We start from the raw sequence: 15,297 nt of genomic DNA, 5'->3' as shown, positions 1-15,297 counted from the left end.
GGGAAAGCAGGCGCTAAACATGGAAGTACTAAAAATATCCCCCCGAGGATACTGCTACGGCGTGGTGGATGCCATGGTGCTCGCGCTTCAGACGGCGCGCAACCTGGATCTTCCGCGCCCCATTTATATTTTAGGCATGATCGTCCACAACAGCCACGTGACGGAAGCCTTCGAGAAAGAAGGCATCATCACGCTCGACGGCAACGACCGGCTGGAGATATTGGAGAAAATCGACAAGGGCACGGTCATTTTCACCGCGCACGGCGTTTCCCCCGAAGTGCGGAAGCGGGCGCGCGAGAAGGGGCTGACCTTGGTCGACGCGACCTGCCCCGACGTGACCAAGACGCACGACTTGATCCGCGAGAAGGTGGCGGAGGGCTACGAGGTCGTCTACATCGGGAAGAAGGGCCATCCCGAACCGGAAGGGGCGATCGGCATCGCGCCGGGCCGCGTTCACCTGATCGAGCGGGAAGAAGACATCGGCAAGCTGCCGCTTTCATCGGAACGCGTCATCATCACGAACCAGACCACGATGTCCCAATGGGACATCAAGCACCTCATGGCGCGGCTGTTGGAGGCTTTTCCGCAAGCGGAAATCCACAACGAAATCTGTCTGGCGACCCAGGTTCGCCAGGAGGCGGTGGCCGAGCAGGCGAAGGAAGCCGATTTGTGCATCGTGGTCGGAGACCCCCGCAGCAACAATTCCAACCGGCTCGCCCAAGTGTCGGAAGAGATCGCCGGCGTTCCTGCCTACCGCATAGCGGACGTCTCGGAGATCCGGGCCGAATGGCTGCAAGGCATCAAGAAGGTTGCCGTCACTTCCGGCGCTTCGACGCCGACGCCGATCACCAAGGAAGTCATCCAATATCTCGAACAGTTCGATCCCGGCAATCCGGAAACTTGGCCGGTTCGCCGCACCGTGAACCTGAACAAGCTGCTGCCGACCGTCCGGGAGAAATCGGCCCAGGGACAGTAAAGCCCGGCTTCCGACTTCGGAAAGGTAGGTCCGTATGGCACATCGGTTCGTCCGATTCAAGCGTTGGTTGAGATACAAGTATGTCGGCCTGCTTCGCGCAAAAGGCGGAGCTTCCATGGTCGCGATGGGTTTCGCCATCGGGCTGGCGATCGAGATGTTCACGTTTCCGACGTTCGGATTCGCGTTCTTGCTGATCTTTCCGCTCGTCTATTTGCTGAAAGGCAACCTGCCTGCGGCGCTCATCGGCTTCGTCTTCGGCAAGCTCATCTACATCCCGATGGCGTTCCTGCACGCGATCGTAGGCGGCTGGGTGCTGCCCAAGCATTTTACCGTCCACATTCCGTTCCTGTACCCTTGGGTCAACGAAGCTCTCACGACTTCCCTGAAGCTGATCGTAGGCGGGATCATTAACGGTGCCTTGCTCGGCGCGCTGTTCTATTTTCCCATCAAGACCAGCCTGGAGGCTTTCAAAAACAAACGCCGGGAGAAGCGCAAGCTGAGGCGGGGCAGGTTGGAGCCTAAGGTGTCGGGGGAATAACGTTGTCCGCGCGGGCTTATCAAGGCGTTAAGCCTGCCAGGCCGGCTTAAAGTGTCTTGCCTGAGGCGGTTGGCTGGGGTTAAGCCTGCCAGGCCGGCTTAAAGTGTCTTGCCTGAGGCGGTTGGCTGGGGTTAAGCCTGCCAGGCCCGCTTAAAGTGTCTGGCTAGCCCGAATGATGACGCCCCCGAGGTCATGACGAATGGCTTGACAGGGGGCGTCCTTTTCGCTTATAGTTGCTTTAGTACTTAAAAGCGTATAAGCGTCAAAGCGTACAAGCGTCGAAGCGCTAAGTATAATCTTCAGGAGAGTGAACTTCATGATCGTCATTACTTCGCCCCACATCACCGAGGAACGGATCGCCGAAATCGTGCGGCACATCGAGCAAAGCGGCGTTCAGGCGCATGTTTCCCGCGGGACCGACCGGACGGTAATCGGCATCATCGGCAAGGCGGACCCCCATTTGGCGGAGCATCTCCGCTCCATGAAGGGCGTGGAGAACGTCATCAAAATTTCCAAATCCTATAAGCTCGCCAGCCGCGACTTCCACCCGGACGATACGATCATCGAAATCAAGGGCGTGCGGATCGGCGGGGACAATCTGGTCGTCATGGGCGGTCCGTGCGCCGTGGAGACGCCGGAGCAAATCGACGAAATCGCGCGCCTCGTGAAAGCGGCCGGAGGCCAAGTGCTCCGGGGCGGCGCTTTCAAGCCTCGCACCGGGCCCTACAGTTTCCAAGGAATCGGCGTGGAAGGGCTCAAGTGGATGAAGGACGCGGGAGAGAAACATGGCTTGCTCACGATCACGGAGGTCATGGCGCCCGAGTTCGTGGACATCTGCGCGGAATACGCGGACATCCTGCAGGTCGGCACGCGGAACATGCAGAATTTCGATCTGCTCCGCAAGCTGGGCACCGTGCAGACGCCGGTCCTGCTCAAACGCGGAATGAGCGCCACCTATGACGAATGGCTGAACGCGGCGGAATACATCCTGGCCGGCGGCAACCCGAATGTCATGCTGTGCGAGCGCGGCATCCGCACGTTCGAGACGTACACGAGAAACACGTTCGACCTGGCGGCCATTCCGGCCATCCAGGGACTTTCCCACCTGCCCGTCATCGCCGACCCCAGCCATGCCACCGGCCGGCGCGAGCTGGTGGAGTCGATGACCAAGGCGTCCGTCGCCGCCGGCGCGAACGGCTTGATCATCGAAATGCACACGGATCCCGACAATTCCGCGACGGGCGACGGCGTCCAATCGCTGTTCCCGGATCAGTTCGCGCGCCTGCTGAAGGAGCTGGAACAGCTCGCCCCGCTGTGCGGCAAGAAGTTCGATACCGCGAAGGAACCGGCCGAAGCGTTCGTGACCTGGCAGAAATAAACTTCGAAGAGGGACGTTCTCTCCTGAAGGATCGCATTCGGCCATTCACGAACAAACGAACTTATCGTCCAATCGCAGAACGGTCTGCATCCGCAGGCCGTTTTTCGTTGACCGGGAGACGGGTTTCAGGCAATCTTGAAGTTTTTATGAAGAGTGTAAGAATTGCTAACATATCGATAAAAAATACCTGACATAGCTATTGACGCTCTCTAAATCGGAGATTTATAATAGACCACATAGTTGGGTGAAAACTTGAACGTTTCGTCCAAAAATCATATCTAATGTTCGGAAATGAGGAGGAAACACGAAAATGGCTGTTGAAAAAGTGTTGGAACTCATCAAGGAAAAGAATATCGAATTCGTAGATTTCCGGTTCATCAGCTTGGCAGGCCAAGCGCATCACATCACGCTGCCGGCTTCCGAAGTGGACGCGGATACTTTCGTCAACGGCGTAGCCTTCGACGGTTCCTCGATCCCGGGTTTCCGCGGCATTGAAGAATCCGACATGGTCATGATGCCGGACACTGAATCCGTTTACGTGGATCCGTTCACGGCGCATTCGACCTTGGTCGTTATGTGTAACATCTATACGCCGGACGGCGAGCGCTATGAGCGCGACCCGCGTTCGATCGCCCAGAAGGCCGAAGAATACCTGCAAAAATCCGGCGTGGGCACGGCTGCATTCTTCGCTCCGGAATCCGAATTCTTCATTTTCGACGACGTGCGCTACGAAAGCACGATGAACTCTTCTTCCTTCTTCGTCGACTCCGAAGAAGCGGCTTGGAACACGAACCGCAAAGAAGAAGGCGGCAACCTTGCATTCAAAGTCCGCGTCAAAGGCGGATACGTGCCGGTTGCTCCGACCGACTCCCAGCAAGACATCCGCAGCGAAATGGTTCGCCTGATGCAGGAATCCGGCCTGCGCGTCGAGCGTCACCACCACGAAGTGGCGACGGCCGGCCAAGCGGAAATCAACTTCCGCTTCGACACGCTGACCAAAACCGCCGATAACCTGATGAAGTACAAATATATCATCCACAACGTAGCTCGCCAATACGGCAAAGTCGCGACGTTCATGCCGAAGCCGCTCTTCGGCGACAACGGAAGCGGGATGCACGTTCACCAATCGATCTTCAACGAAGGCGAGCCGCTCTTCTACGAGAAAGGCGCTTACGCCAACCTGAGCCAGCTGGCTCTGAACTACATCGGCGGCATCCTGTACCATGCCCCGGCCCTGATCGCGATCACGAACCCGTCCACGAACTCGTTCAAACGTCTCGTTCCGGGTTACGAAGCGCCGGTTAACCTCGTGTTCTCGAAGGGCAACCGTTCCGCGGCGGTCCGCATTCCGGTCGCGGCCGTTACGCCGAAAGGCTGCCGCATCGAGTTCCGCACGCCGGACTCCACGGCCAACCCGTACCTCGCATTCGCCGCGATGCTGCTTGCCGGCCTGGACGGCATCAAGCGCAAAATCGATCCGAAAGCGCTCGGCTACGGTCCGTTCGATACGAACATCTACGAGCTGTCCGACGAAGAGAAGAAAGAAATCCGCAGCGTTCCGGGCAGCCTGGACGAAGCGCTTGACGCTCTCGAAGCGGATTCCGACTTCCTCACCGAAGGCGGCGTCTTCACCAAGGAATTCATCGACAACTACGTGGCGTTCAAACGCGCCGAAGCGAAAGCCGTTTCGATCCGCCCGCATCCGCACGAGTACGGTCTGTACTTCGACTGCTAATCGTCGTCATAGAGCTCTTACCGAAGGGATTCGCCCGTGCGGCGGATCCCTTCTTCGCGTTTCGGGACGTGCTTCCCGGGCTTGCCGGTGGTAAGATGGAATCACAGGCCAAGGAGGGATCAACCTCTTGTCTTACCGCGAGTGGGAACCGCCGGAGGATTTGAAGGACGTCGTCAAATGCTTCTGGCACATGGACAAAACGTACGGAGAAGGAGCGGAAGGCAGCGAAACCGTGTGGCCGGACGGCCGGGTGGAGGTGCTGTTTACCTTCGGAGCCCGATACCGGGTCGCTTCGGACGGGGATCGCGTGCTGCCGGCGTTTTTCGTGATCGGGCCGCTGACGAGGCCGGTGGAGCTGCAGGCGAACGGAAGGCTCCGGCTGTACGGCATCCGACTGCAGGCATGGGGATTCGCGCGTCTGTTTCCCGTTTCGATGCGGCGTTTGAAAGATGCGCTGCTTCCGCTCGCGGCGTTCGCGGACAAGGAGGCCGGCAAGCTGGCTTCCGACCTTGAATCCGGGCCGCGCGAAGAAGCGCAGGAATGCCTTGCTGGTTGGGTGCGCGAGCGCCTGCAAAGCAACGCCCGGCCTCGGGACAAGCAGCTGGCGGAGCTGGCCGCGTTCCTCGAGAAGCCGACCGGCGGGCTTACGATCCAAGAATGGGCGGAAAACGCCGGCTGGTCGATCAGGCAGCTCGAACGCAAGTTCCAGGAAGAAATCGGCCTGCCGCCCAAGCAGCTGTGGCAAATCTACCGCTTTAACGAGGCGCGTCAAACGCTTTTTTTCCATCCGGAGACGGAGCTTATGGAAGTCGCGTATCGCTGCGGCTATTACGATTACCCGCATTTCTCCAAAGCATTCGTCCGTTATTTCGGCATGACGCCCAAATCGTTCCAACGCCGGTTTCGGAATAGAAGGGACGGCCGGCTTGCGGATCCCGAGGATGTCGTTTTCGTACAAGATTTCGAACCCGCGGATCGGACATAATGAAGTCGTTCGCCCAATCGGGTACCGAAACAACGGAGGAGAGATGGACTCGTGATTACGCAAATCGGCACCGTAGCGGTATATGTGGATGACCAGCAGAAAGCGAAAACGTTCTGGACGGAGAAAGCGGGCTTCGAGCTGCGCAGGGAGACGCCGATGACGCCGGAAGCGAGCTGGATCGAGGTGGCGCCGCCGGGAGCCCAGTCCTGCCTGGTCATTTACCCGAAAATGATGATGGCCGCCTCGGAAGAGATGAAGGCTTCCATCGTGTTCCTGTGCGACGATATCCAAGGGACGTTCGAGCGCATGAAATCGGCGGGCGTCAAGTTCCTGGAGGAGCCGAACGCGATGCCCTGGGGCACTTACGCGCGGTTCCAGGACGAAGACGGCAACGAGTTCATTTTAAAAGGGTAACACACGGAGCCGCGCCGAATTTTTTTACGTGTCCGGAAGAATCCGGTTCGCCTCCACGCGACGAAAAGGGTTGCTCCCAAAGCCGGTTCGTTGCTACAATGAAAGCAATCGCATACAAATCCGGGCGGGGCGGCATCAAGCCGGCGCGTCCGGGAGAGGTTCTAGACAAACCCTCTATAAAAAACTAAGGAAAAGCGGCGCCTCCTTGGTGCCGTTTTTTCATGACATGGAGGAATATGGGGATGAAATCCGAAAAAGCCGTCGTCGTCTTCAGCGGAGGACAGGACAGCACGACGTGTCTCTACTGGGCCTTGGAGCGCTTCGCGGGAGTGGGGGCCATTACGTTCGATTACGGTCAACGCCACCGGCGGGAATTGGAGTGTGCCGTGCGGATCGCGAAAGAGCTGAACGTGCCGCATCGGGTGCTCGACATGTCGATGCTCGGCCAGTTGGCTCCGAACGCGCTGACAAGATCCGACATCGCGATCGAACATAAGGAGGGGGAACTGCCTTCGACCTTCGTAGACGGGCGCAACTTGCTGTTCCTTTCGTTCGCGGCCGTGTTCGCCAAACAAGCGGGGGCGCGGCATATCGTGACCGGCGTCTGCCAGACGGATTTCAGCGGGTACCCGGATTGCCGGGACGTTTTCATCAAATCGCTTAACGTCACGCTGAATTTGGCGATGGATTACGAATTCGTCATCGACACGCCGCTCATGTGGCTGTCAAAGGCGCAAACGTGGCAGCTTGCGGACGATTTGGGCGCCTACGAATACGTACGCGACAACACGCTTACCTGCTACGAAGGCATCGTCGCGGGCGGCTGCGGAGAATGTCCGGCCTGCCGGCTGCGCGAGAAAGGGCTGCGGGAGTACGAAACGGCCAAACGCGGAGGCGTACGGTTATGATCCAGCAGATCTATCCGCAGGTTTCGCATCCGTACCGTTACGAGCTGAATAAGGACCTGCAGTTCGCCGCCGCCCACTATGTGCCTTCCGACAGCGCGGGGCAATGCGCCAGCATGCATGGACACACCTATTTCGCCAACGTGACGATCGCCGGAGACGAGCTGGACGGGAGCGGATTTCTCGTCAATTTTTCGGAGATCAAAAAATTGATTCACGACCGTTTCGACCATTCGCTGCTGAATGAGCACGCAGCCTGGTTCGGGGACGATGCTCCCGACCGTTACCCGACGACGGAGAACGTCGCCCGGACGCTGTGCGAACTCGTGCAGGCGTATTTGGACGGGACGCCGAATAAGCCGCGGTGCGTGCAAATCTTCCTTCGGGAGACGCCGACCAGCTATGTGGTATACCGCCCCGGCGATGGGGGTGCCCGCGGTGTCTAACCGGTTCCCCGTCATCGAGATTTTCGGGCCGACCGTGCAGGGAGAAGGGATGGTCATCGGACGGAAGACCATGTTCGTGCGGACGGCAGGCTGCGACTATCGGTGCTCGTGGTGCGATTCCGCGTTTACGTGGGACGGTTCGGGCAAAGACGAAATCCGCATGCTGACGGCGGATGAAATCATGGAGGAGCTGCGTCGGACGGGGGGAGACGCGTTTGACCATGTCACGCTGTCCGGAGGCAATCCCGCGCTGCTTCCCGGGTTGGGGGAGTTGATTGACCTGCTCCATCGGGAAGGCGTTCTGGTCGCCTTGGAGACGCAGGGCAGCCGGTGGCAGGATTGGTTCCTGCTCGTCGACGAGCTGACGCTGTCGCCCAAACCGCCGAGCTCCGGCATGGCGACGGATTGGGACGTTTTGGACGGCATCGTGGAGCGGCTGCAAGCGGGATGCCGGCAGAACAGCCTGAAGGTCGTCGTGTTCGATGAGCCGGATTTCCGTTACGCCGCAGCCGTGCATCGGCGTTATCCGGGGGTTCCCTTCTATCTGCAAGCCGGCAATGGCGACCTGAAAGAGCGGGATTCGTCGCGGCTGCTGGAGCGCCTCATGAGGCGGTATGAATGGCTCGTCGAAAGCGCGATGGCGTCGGCGGAACTGCGCAATGTTCGCGTGCTTCCGCAGCTGCATGCCTGGCTATGGGGCAACAAGCGCGGGGTTTGATCATGCTGGGCCCGTTCGCGATCGCGAATGGGCCTTCGTTCATGATTCAGAAAGTATAAAATCCGCCATCTTTTTTCTGAATCGCCTCCGATAAAACGTCTATCCGTCCGAAAAGGACGGCGTAGCCGTTTTACTTGGTTGGGCACTAAGCTTATCATTCCGTTTATCACCGAAATGATGGTTTACACAGACCTTATGAAGTGATACGATGGACGCTTGAAAAATGACGGGAGGGTGAGGCATTTGATCCGGGTCGGGCTAATCGGCGATTACAAGCCGGAAGTGAAGGCGCACGTGGCGATACCGAAAGCAATTGAGTTGGCGGCAAACGCAATCTCCGTCCCATTCGAGATCGAATGGCTGGCGACGCCGTCGCTTGAACGGGCCGCGGAACGGAAATTGAGGGAATACCATGCGCTCTGGGCCGTACCGGCTACGCCGTACGAGAGCATGGAAGGCGCGTTGAACGCCATCCGCTTCGCGCGGGAGCGGCGGATACCGTTCCTCGGCACATGCGGCGGCTATCAGCACATGCTCATCGAATACGCAAGGAACGTCCTTGACCTGAAGCTCGCCGACCACGCCGAATCGAATCCGGACGCCGAGCTCAAGCTGGTAACCCCTCTGTCCTGTTCGGTGAGCGAGCAAACGCATGCGTTCCGGCTCGTTCCGGGGTCGAAAATGGCGGAGGTCTACGGCACGAACGAGATCAAGGAGCAATACGGCATTTGCAACTACGGCCTGAATCCCGAATTCCGCCATCTGTTCGAGCGAGGAGACATGCGGGTGACCGGTGTCGACGGCAACGGGGAAGCCCGATTGGCGGAGCTGGTCTCGCATCCTTTCTATGCAGGGGCGCTCTACCAGCCGGAACGATCCGCTTTCAAAGCGATCGTCCATCCCTTGATCAAAGCCTTCCTGCGCGCGGCGGCCCAGGTTTCGTAACGCTCGGAGCTGAGGATCCGGGAAACGTCTGACGATGCCCGGCCGCAAAGAACGGGTTGGCGTTATGTTAGCTGCAATGGGAATTCGTGCAATCGTTCGTAGCTGGGACGCCGTCCGAGGTGCGAGAGAAACAGCGTCACCCGGTCGGCCGTCCATGTCAGCGGCATGACGGCTTCTTCTTTCGCGATCGCGGAATGCCATGCGGCTTCAATCGATTGGCGGCTGCATCCGGGCCCGCCGTTCCGTGCCAGCGTGACGTGGGGGCGGAACGGCCGGTCCTCCAGCCGGCAGCCGGCCTCAAGCAGCCCGGGCGCGAGCGCGGCATGAAGCCGTGCCAAAGCGCCGGGCGAGGAAATCTCGTTCAGGCCCAGCCACAGGATGCGGGGAGCCGCGGGCGGACCGAACGTGCCCGGGCCGCTGAGCGCCAGGGGAAAGGGGACGGTGTTCGCGGCCGCCTCCTCCAGGGTACGGCGGATCGCGCTCAGCCTGTCGCCCGGCGTGTCCCCGAGGAAGTGCAGCGTGACGTGCAGATCGTCCGGATGCGTCCAAGTCCGGAAGGGCAGGACGGAAGACATTCGGTTCATCGCGGGGGCGAGCCGGCCGGTTACGGAGGGAGAAAGAGCAATACCGATGAAAATACGAAAGTTATTCATGAGAATTTCACCTTTCGTTCGGAAATAAACTCACTTTCGATGAAAAAGGGCCTTTTTGTGGTTGCTCCCGTATCTCCCCCTTTGTTATGATAGGCCTATCATGATTATAAACGAAGGTGGGAATGTCATGGAGAGCCGCGCCTACAATTTCAACGCCGGACCCGCCGCGCTTCCGCTGGAAGTATTGCGGCAGGCGCAGGAACAATTCGTCGATTTCGAGGGGACGGGCATGTCTCTCATGGAGATGTCGCACCGCGGAAAAACGTACGAAGGCGTACATTACGAGACCGAGAAGCTGCTCCGGGAGCTGCTGTCCATTCCGGACGGCTACAAGGTCCTGTTCTTGCAGGGCGGCGCCAGCACGCAGTTCGCCATGGTGCCGATGAACCTGCTGTCTCCGGGCCGCAAAGCGGCTTACGTTCATACGGGGGCGTGGGCCGCGAAGGCGATCAAGGAAGCGAAAATGTTCGGTGACGTGACGATCGCCGCGACGACGGAAGCCGACGGCTTCATGCGGATTCCCGCCGCAAGCGAACTTGCCGTTCCGGAAGGCGCCGCGTACGTGCATCTGACGAGTAATGAGACGATCGGAGGAACGCAATGGCAGGCCTATCCGGATACCGGTTCGGTTCCGCTCGTAGGCGATCTGTCCAGCGACATTTTGTGCCGTCCCTTGAACGTTTCCCAATTCGGCCTGATCTATGCCGGAGCCCAGAAAAACCTCGGTCCGTCCGGCGTCACGATCGTCATCATCCGCGAGGATCTGCTCGCGCCGCCCGCGCACGCGGTGCCGACGATGCTGCAGTACGCGACCCATGCCAAGAGCGATTCGCTGTACAACACGCCGCCGACTTTCGCCGTCTACATGGTGAACCTCGTGCTGAAATGGGTCAAATCGAAGGGCGGCGCCGAGGCGATGGAACGGATCAACCAGGAGAAAGCCCAGCTTTTGTACGGCGCGATCGACCGCAGCGGCGGCTTCTACCGGGGTTGCTCCAGTCTGGATAGCCGCTCGATCATGAACGTGACGTTCCGGATGGAGAACGAAGAGCTCGAGAAGCGTTTCGTCAAGGAATCGGAGGAGGCCGGCTTCGTCGGTCTCAAAGGACATCGCGACGTGGGCGGCCTGCGGGCATCCATCTATAACGCGGTCCCGGCGGACAGCGTCCGCGCGCTCGTCGAATTCATGGACGAGTTCAAGCGGCGCAACGGGTAAACCGAGGGTGATGGCGAACGGCGGCCCGGCGGCCGCCGTTTTGTTTCGCGACCCGGGCCGTTCGGGTTTGTGCTGCTGGATCGGACTATCTCATCTTTTGGAGTTATCGCCGTTTTGTCCGATGTTTTACCTGACGCAGAGGGATACGGGTACAGAACCGGAATCCCGCGAAAGGTTCCTTGCGCAAGGAGGTTCGACATGCCGTTCCACATCGTACTCGTCCATCCGGAAATTCCCGCGAATACGGGCAACATCGCGCGCACATGCGCCGCAACCGGCACCCATCTTCATCTCGTCCGCCCGCTCGGCTTTTCCACCGACGACCGGGAGCTGAAACGAGCGGGGCTGGATTATTGGTACGCGGTGAACATCACTTATTACGATTCGTTCGAGGAAGTCCAAGCCGCCCATCCGTCGGCCCGGTTCTTTTTCACGAGCACGCGCTCGAAGAGACGGTACTCAGATTTCGAGTTCCGGGACGGGGATTTCTTCGTGTTCGGCAAAGAAACGAAAGGCCTTCCCCAGGAATTGCTGGACCGGCATCCGGACACTTGCATGAGGCTTCCGATGACCGACAAGGTCCGCTCTCTCAACCTGGCCAATACGGCGGCCATCCTGGTTTACGAAGCCTTGAAGCAAACCGGATTTCCGGGACTCGACGTTCCGGCTGGAGAATAATTCCTCCATTCTTTGAATAAATCCGCTAAATGCTGATGAAGTCGACAAGTTTTTTGTCGAAATTTGCAGGATATTAAGCAAATGTGTCGGCGGGGAGGATTATCCCGCCTTCTATCGAACCGTATAGAGTGGCTATAGGTTTCAGTTACTAGCTAGAAAAGCCGCGAATGGGAGGAACAGATTTTGAAACCTGCAGGCGTCGTCCGGAAAGTGGACCAATTGGGCCGCATCGTGTTACCCAAATCATTGCGTAAACGTTATCAGATGAATGAAGGGGATCCCGTCGAAATTTTGGTCCAAGGAGACCATATTATCCTGGAAAGATACCGGCCTCGCTGCGTGTTTTGCTCTTCAATGGATGGCGTTGGAGAGTTCAAGGAGCGCTATGTCTGCGCCGTATGCTTGAAGGAGATGCAGGGGCTGTAAACATACGTCCCTCGCAACGCGAAATCGCCCGACGCTCGCCGCAACAGCGAGCAACGGGCGATTTCATTTTTGACGCGTCCATTTTATGTCTCTCCGCCGCTATTCCGCTCGTTTTCCCGACGAACCATCAAAATCATGTCTCTCCGCCGCTGTGCAGAAATGTCTGCCAAAGAAAAATGCCGGGCGTCGAAGTCTCGACGGCCCGGCATTCGGGGTTACAGTCCTTTGGTTTTGTCGTCGTTATAAGCCGCCGTAAGGATCGCGGTGAGGAACAAAGCCATTACGATCATGATAATCCAGAATTTGCCGGACATGCCCAGGAACTCAATCGCCCGGGTCGTTGCCTCTTCTGCAAGAAACATCTCCCACACCTCCGCTTAACTTTCTCTATTATACCCAAGCACCGCCAAAAAGAAAACGCAAAATGTTGTGAACACCCGCGAGTCCAAGCGAACGAAGTGCGCTTACGGTTTGCGGCACCCTCGCGGCTGATGACCCGAAGGTGCTCGGCCCGGTCGCGGGTGAGATTATCGCTTACAGCAAGAATAATAAAACCCTGTCGTGAAACCGGTCCAAATATCCGGACGGCTTGACCGGGAAATCGGCGCGGCATTGCAGTCCTATATCCCGAAGAAGACCGACCGCAAAGAAATGTTCACGGCGATTGAAAGCGCCTGGGACCGGCTCAGCAAGCCATGATCCGCAAACCGAAAGACAAGAGACTTCTCGGGTCTTTCACATTTTACGAAACCTCACCCGCATACATATGGAACAGTTAGATGCTCGACGGGGGAGGGAAAGTATGAACAAAATCATCAATTGGATGGGCGGATGGCCGAAGGACGGGTTGGTATCGGCGGCCGATTGGGAGGAGAGGCTGGCGCATGCGGCGGAACGGTTCCGCCAGCAAGGCATCTCGGGATCGGCGGGGCCGGAAGAGAGCGACGATTTGAAAACGGTATTGGCGCGCGGATTGCTGCGAGGGAAAGCGGAAGGACGGATCGGGCGGCTGAAGCTGACGCCGGGAGCGGACGCCGCTTTATCCCTGCTGGCGGAGCGGTCGTGGAGGCCTGGGGATGTCGTGCTGGTTGAACGGCTTACGTCCCGTTCCGCGCTGCAAACGTTCCGCAAAGCGGGATTGCGGGTCGAAGCCGTGCAAGGGGACGGAGCGGGCGTGGATCCGGATGCGCTCAAGAAAGCGATTAGCCGGCACCGCCCGCGGGTCCTGTACGCAGCCCCGGCCTGTACGGATCCGGAAGGAGCCGTATGGCCGGAGGATCTTGTGCGGTCCGTGACCGCCGTCTGCCGGGAAACCGGCGTGCTGATGCTGCGGGATGACCGTCATGAGATGCTGGCTTATCACGGAGACGCGGGCGAGGCCGGGATCCGGCTTGCATCCGTGCCGGAAGGCGTCTTGTCGATCGGACAGCTGCCTCCGGGTTTGGTGGCGGAACTGCGGTTCGGCTGGCTTGCGGGCGAAGAGGAGACGCTCAAACGGTGGTATCCTGCGGCCCGAGGCGGCGAGGAGGTTCCGGCGGAACCGGGGGTCACGCCATTGGAGCGGCAAGCGCTGGCGGATTTGATTCGGGACCAGCCGCTGGAGCCACTGGTCGATATGCTGCGCGTGCAGTGCGGGGAACGGATGCGGCGGGTTACCGCGCTGCTGGGTCAGCAGCGCATGCGCGGTCTCGGCTGGAGGAATCCCGACGGCGGCATTCATCTATGGCTGAAGCTTCCCGAAGGCCTGGACGGGGAGGCGCTGCTCCGGGGGGCCTGGATCCGAGGCTTGATGTTCCAACCGGGAGCGCCTTTCTACGCGGCGCAGCCGGAAGGGAACACGCTCCGTCTCACCTTCGCTTTCAGCGACGAGCGGCAGCTGAAGACCGGCGTCTCGCGATTGCTGGAAGCGATAGGGGATTTTGTCGGGCGTTCCACCGATTTCGGGTAACCAACCGGCTCCGGACGCCGAATATCAGTAGTCCCTGCCTACGGCATACAGCCGTCCGTCCCCTCTCCGTTCCACTTCCCGCCGCATGAGCCTTTCGCCCGGAACGTTCCGGCAGTCGCCGTCCGGTTGGCCGAACGTCCAGAAATGCAGCGGGCAGAAGAACACGTCCCCATGCAAGGCGACGTCTCCGCCCGCGTGCGGACAGAGCGCGGAGAGCAGGCGAAATCCCGTCTCACCCTCTCGGACAAGCCAATAAGGCGCTCCGTTCAGCGTCACGGACGCGGGGAAAGTCCCGTAATCCTCGGGAGAACCCAGGCAGACCGTTTCTTGATCGTGTTCGTCCGTCATGGAAGAGCAGCCTCCCTGGCGCCGGCGGCATCGTCCGACGTTTGCCATCCGGCGGCCCAAGGGAACCGAGATGCCCATACGGCCGTCACGTCCGCATATTCCCGAAGAGCGGCTTCACCGGCCGGCAGGAGACGGTAGACGCCTTTCTCCACCCGGGCGAACCAGCCGTACACGTTGTCGCGCAGCAGGTTGCCGGCGCTGGCGACCCCCGTCCATTCGCGGATTTTCTTCGGAGAAGACGGACCGTGGCAGCGCAGCGCGAGCGCGCATTGCAGCGCCCGTTCCCGGTAAGCGGTCACGAGCTTTCTGCCCGTGCTGCCACCGACGTTGTAGTCGCCGCTGCGGGCGCCGAATTCCTGCAGCAGGCGGGCGGCCGCCTTCCGGGATCGGCCTCTGGCCGGGGCCGGATCCACTCCGTAAGCGAGAGCCGCTTCCGCGGCGACCGAAGCGGGGACTCGGGATGCCGGGGCGGTCCCCCCGGGTTCGCACCAGACGTCGATTACGGGTTCTTTGGTTTTATAGAAGGAAACCGTCAGCAGCCCGAGCCGCAGGCGGCGGCAGAGCTCGGTCAGCTCGTGATATCGCTGGTTGTGGGCTCCCCGTTTGGTACGGTTGCGCTCGACGGCGAGCCACACGTAAGCGCCCGTCTTCTGCCGGTCGACCCCTTGCAGGAGCAGGGGGAGCGTGAAAATTTTCTTCATCTCGACGATCGTCGGATCCGGTTCGTCCGGGCGGACGGCAACGAGGTCGCAGCCGCGGATTTCCGCCTTTACCTCGTACCCCCGCCGCTCGAAAAACGATTTGACGGGAGGGTACAGCTCCGTTTCGCGGGCAATGGCCACGCCGGTTCCTCCTCTAATGACGGAGTCAAACTCTCTCCGCTATCGCGTATTGAAGACATTATAGCATGAGAACGAGCAGGTCACGGGCAACTTCGTCTACCCGCCCGCATAGGTATGTAATACGTTTTTGCAGAGACAGAGAGCGA

19 protein-coding genes and 1 riboswitch are annotated in these 15,297 nt (G+C 59.4%); of the genes, 15 read left to right on the top strand and 4 right to left on the bottom strand.

The features are described 5' to 3' along the window. The first annotated feature begins 19 nt into the window (after positions 1–19). From GE107_RS12720 to GE107_RS12675, 10 genes are all read left to right on the top strand, one after another. Positions 20–976, top strand: coding sequence for a 4-hydroxy-3-methylbut-2-enyl diphosphate reductase (locus GE107_RS12720; RefSeq protein WP_219640355.1), 957 nt, complete (start codon positions 20–22; stop codon positions 974–976). A 34-nt stretch (positions 977–1,010) separates the two neighbouring features. Beyond that, positions 1,011–1,514 (top strand): DUF2062 domain-containing protein, encoded by a 504-nt coding sequence (locus GE107_RS12715; RefSeq protein WP_219640354.1) that lies wholly within the window; start codon positions 1,011–1,013, stop codon positions 1,512–1,514. Positions 1,515–1,830: 316 nt separating this feature from the next. After that, entirely contained in the window at positions 1,831–2,892 is a 1,062-nt protein-coding gene (gene aroF, locus GE107_RS12710; protein ID WP_219640353.1) for a 3-deoxy-7-phosphoheptulonate synthase, read from the top strand. A gap of 310 nt (positions 2,893–3,202) precedes the next feature. Beyond that, a complete protein-coding gene (glnA, locus tag GE107_RS12705) occupies positions 3,203–4,627 on the top strand; it encodes a type I glutamate--ammonia ligase (protein ID WP_219640352.1) in 1,425 nt (474 codons plus the stop codon). A gap of 127 nt (positions 4,628–4,754) precedes the next feature. Next, the gene (locus GE107_RS12700; RefSeq protein WP_219640351.1) at positions 4,755–5,612 is read left to right on the top strand and encodes a helix-turn-helix domain-containing protein; all 858 of its coding nucleotides are present in this window, start codon (positions 4,755–4,757) and stop codon (positions 5,610–5,612) included. 51 nt (positions 5,613–5,663) lie between these two features. Beyond that, on the top strand, positions 5,664–6,026 hold the full coding sequence (locus GE107_RS12695) for a VOC family protein (protein WP_219640350.1): 363 nt from the start codon (positions 5,664–5,666) through the stop codon (positions 6,024–6,026). A 149-nt stretch (positions 6,027–6,175) separates the two neighbouring features. Further along, positions 6,176–6,220, top strand: a riboswitch (PreQ1 riboswitch). 48 nt (positions 6,221–6,268) lie between these two features. Next, positions 6,269–6,934 carry a 7-cyano-7-deazaguanine synthase QueC gene (gene queC / locus GE107_RS12690; RefSeq protein ID WP_219640349.1) on the top strand — a complete coding sequence of 222 codons (666 nt, stop codon included), beginning with the start codon at positions 6,269–6,271 and terminating at the stop codon, positions 6,932–6,934. Further along, positions 6,931–7,377 (top strand): 6-pyruvoyl trahydropterin synthase family protein, encoded by a 447-nt coding sequence (locus GE107_RS12685; RefSeq protein ID WP_219640348.1) that lies wholly within the window; start codon positions 6,931–6,933, stop codon positions 7,375–7,377. The genes queC and GE107_RS12685 overlap by 4 nt, the downstream gene beginning before the upstream one ends. Next, positions 7,370–8,095, top strand: a complete 726-nt coding sequence (gene queE, locus GE107_RS12680) for a 7-carboxy-7-deazaguanine synthase QueE (RefSeq protein ID WP_219640347.1) — start codon at positions 7,370–7,372, stop codon at positions 8,093–8,095. The genes GE107_RS12685 and queE overlap by 8 nt, the downstream gene beginning before the upstream one ends. 243 nt (positions 8,096–8,338) lie before the next feature. Then, on the top strand, positions 8,339–9,040 hold the full coding sequence (locus GE107_RS12675) for a CTP synthase C-terminal region-related (seleno)protein (protein WP_219640346.1): 702 nt from the start codon (positions 8,339–8,341) through the stop codon (positions 9,038–9,040). Positions 9,041–9,102: 62 nt separating this feature from the next. On the opposite strand, the gene thpR is transcribed toward GE107_RS12675, so the two are convergent. After that, positions 9,103–9,693: an RNA 2',3'-cyclic phosphodiesterase gene (thpR, locus tag GE107_RS12670; RefSeq protein ID WP_219640345.1), complete on the bottom strand. Its 591-nt coding sequence runs from the start codon at positions 9,691–9,693 to the stop codon at positions 9,103–9,105. A gap of 127 nt (positions 9,694–9,820) precedes the next feature. Between thpR and serC the strand changes: the two genes are divergently transcribed. The 3 genes from serC (at position 9,821) to GE107_RS12655 (ending at position 12,013) form a co-directional block, all read left to right on the top strand. Then, on the top strand, positions 9,821–10,909 hold the full coding sequence (gene serC, locus GE107_RS12665; protein WP_219640344.1) for a 3-phosphoserine/phosphohydroxythreonine transaminase: 1,089 nt from the start codon (positions 9,821–9,823) through the stop codon (positions 10,907–10,909). 198 nt (positions 10,910–11,107) lie between these two features. Then, the gene (gene trmL, locus GE107_RS12660) at positions 11,108–11,587 is read left to right on the top strand and encodes a tRNA (uridine(34)/cytosine(34)/5-carboxymethylaminomethyluridine(34)-2'-O)-methyltransferase TrmL (protein ID WP_219640343.1); all 480 of its coding nucleotides are present in this window, start codon (positions 11,108–11,110) and stop codon (positions 11,585–11,587) included. A 183-nt stretch (positions 11,588–11,770) separates the two neighbouring features. Continuing rightward, entirely contained in the window at positions 11,771–12,013 is a 243-nt protein-coding gene (locus GE107_RS12655; RefSeq protein ID WP_219640342.1) for an AbrB/MazE/SpoVT family DNA-binding domain-containing protein, read from the top strand. Positions 12,014–12,228: 215 nt separating this feature from the next. On the opposite strand, the gene GE107_RS12650 is transcribed toward GE107_RS12655, so the two are convergent. Then, the gene (locus GE107_RS12650) at positions 12,229–12,375 is read right to left on the bottom strand and encodes a hypothetical protein (protein ID WP_219640613.1); all 147 of its coding nucleotides are present in this window, start codon (positions 12,373–12,375) and stop codon (positions 12,229–12,231) included. A 199-nt stretch (positions 12,376–12,574) separates the two neighbouring features. Between GE107_RS12650 and GE107_RS12645 the strand changes: the two genes are divergently transcribed. Together GE107_RS12645 and GE107_RS12640 are read left to right on the top strand one after the other, a co-directional pair. Next, a complete protein-coding gene (locus GE107_RS12645) occupies positions 12,575–12,712 on the top strand; it encodes a hypothetical protein (RefSeq protein WP_219640341.1) in 138 nt (45 codons plus the stop codon). Positions 12,713–12,815: 103 nt separating this feature from the next. After that, a complete protein-coding gene (locus GE107_RS12640) occupies positions 12,816–13,961 on the top strand; it encodes an aminotransferase class I/II-fold pyridoxal phosphate-dependent enzyme (protein WP_219640340.1) in 1,146 nt (381 codons plus the stop codon). A gap of 24 nt (positions 13,962–13,985) precedes the next feature. On the opposite strand, the gene GE107_RS12635 is transcribed toward GE107_RS12640, so the two are convergent. Both GE107_RS12635 and GE107_RS12630 read right to left on the bottom strand, forming a co-directional pair. Next, a complete protein-coding gene (locus GE107_RS12635) occupies positions 13,986–14,309 on the bottom strand; it encodes a Rieske (2Fe-2S) protein (protein ID WP_219640339.1) in 324 nt (107 codons plus the stop codon). After that, positions 14,306–15,151: a DUF2161 family putative PD-(D/E)XK-type phosphodiesterase gene (locus GE107_RS12630; protein ID WP_219640338.1), complete on the bottom strand. Its 846-nt coding sequence runs from the start codon at positions 15,149–15,151 to the stop codon at positions 14,306–14,308. Before GE107_RS12630 ends, GE107_RS12635 begins: the two co-directional genes overlap by 4 nt. Between the last annotated feature and the right edge of the window lie 146 nt (positions 15,152–15,297).

It is taken from the genome of Cohnella sp. CFH 77786 (assembly GCF_019400745.1).
Lineage (GTDB): Bacteria > Bacillota > Bacilli > Paenibacillales > Paenibacillaceae > Cohnella.
Note: the sequence above shows the minus strand (reverse complement) of the source record. Positions and strands in the feature narration are given on the sequence as shown.

What these genes read in the sequence shown, in the direction of transcription:
- GE107_RS12720 (WP_219640355.1), top strand. Translation starts at nt 20, where the DNA reads ATGGAAGTACTAAAAATATCCCCCCGAGGATACTGCTACGGCGTGGTG.
- GE107_RS12715 (WP_219640354.1), top strand. Translation starts at nt 1,011, where the DNA reads ATGGCACATCGGTTCGTCCGATTCAAGCGTTGGTTGAGATACAAGTAT.
- aroF (WP_219640353.1), top strand. Translation starts at nt 1,831, where the DNA reads ATGATCGTCATTACTTCGCCCCACATCACCGAGGAACGGATCGCCGAA.
- glnA (WP_219640352.1), top strand. Translation starts at nt 3,203, where the DNA reads ATGGCTGTTGAAAAAGTGTTGGAACTCATCAAGGAAAAGAATATCGAA.
- queC (WP_219640349.1), top strand. Translation starts at nt 6,269, where the DNA reads ATGAAATCCGAAAAAGCCGTCGTCGTCTTCAGCGGAGGACAGGACAGC.
- GE107_RS12685 (WP_219640348.1), top strand. Translation starts at nt 6,931, where the DNA reads ATGATCCAGCAGATCTATCCGCAGGTTTCGCATCCGTACCGTTACGAG.
- thpR (WP_219640345.1), bottom strand. Translation starts at nt 9,693, where the DNA reads ATGAATAACTTTCGTATTTTCATCGGTATTGCTCTTTCTCCCTCCGTA.
- serC (WP_219640344.1), top strand. Translation starts at nt 9,821, where the DNA reads ATGGAGAGCCGCGCCTACAATTTCAACGCCGGACCCGCCGCGCTTCCG.
- trmL (WP_219640343.1), top strand. Translation starts at nt 11,108, where the DNA reads ATGCCGTTCCACATCGTACTCGTCCATCCGGAAATTCCCGCGAATACG.
- GE107_RS12650 (WP_219640613.1), bottom strand. Translation starts at nt 12,375, where the DNA reads ATGTTTCTTGCAGAAGAGGCAACGACCCGGGCGATTGAGTTCCTGGGC.
- GE107_RS12640 (WP_219640340.1), top strand. Translation starts at nt 12,816, where the DNA reads ATGAACAAAATCATCAATTGGATGGGCGGATGGCCGAAGGACGGGTTG.
- GE107_RS12635 (WP_219640339.1), bottom strand. Translation starts at nt 14,309, where the DNA reads ATGACGGACGAACACGATCAAGAAACGGTCTGCCTGGGTTCTCCCGAG.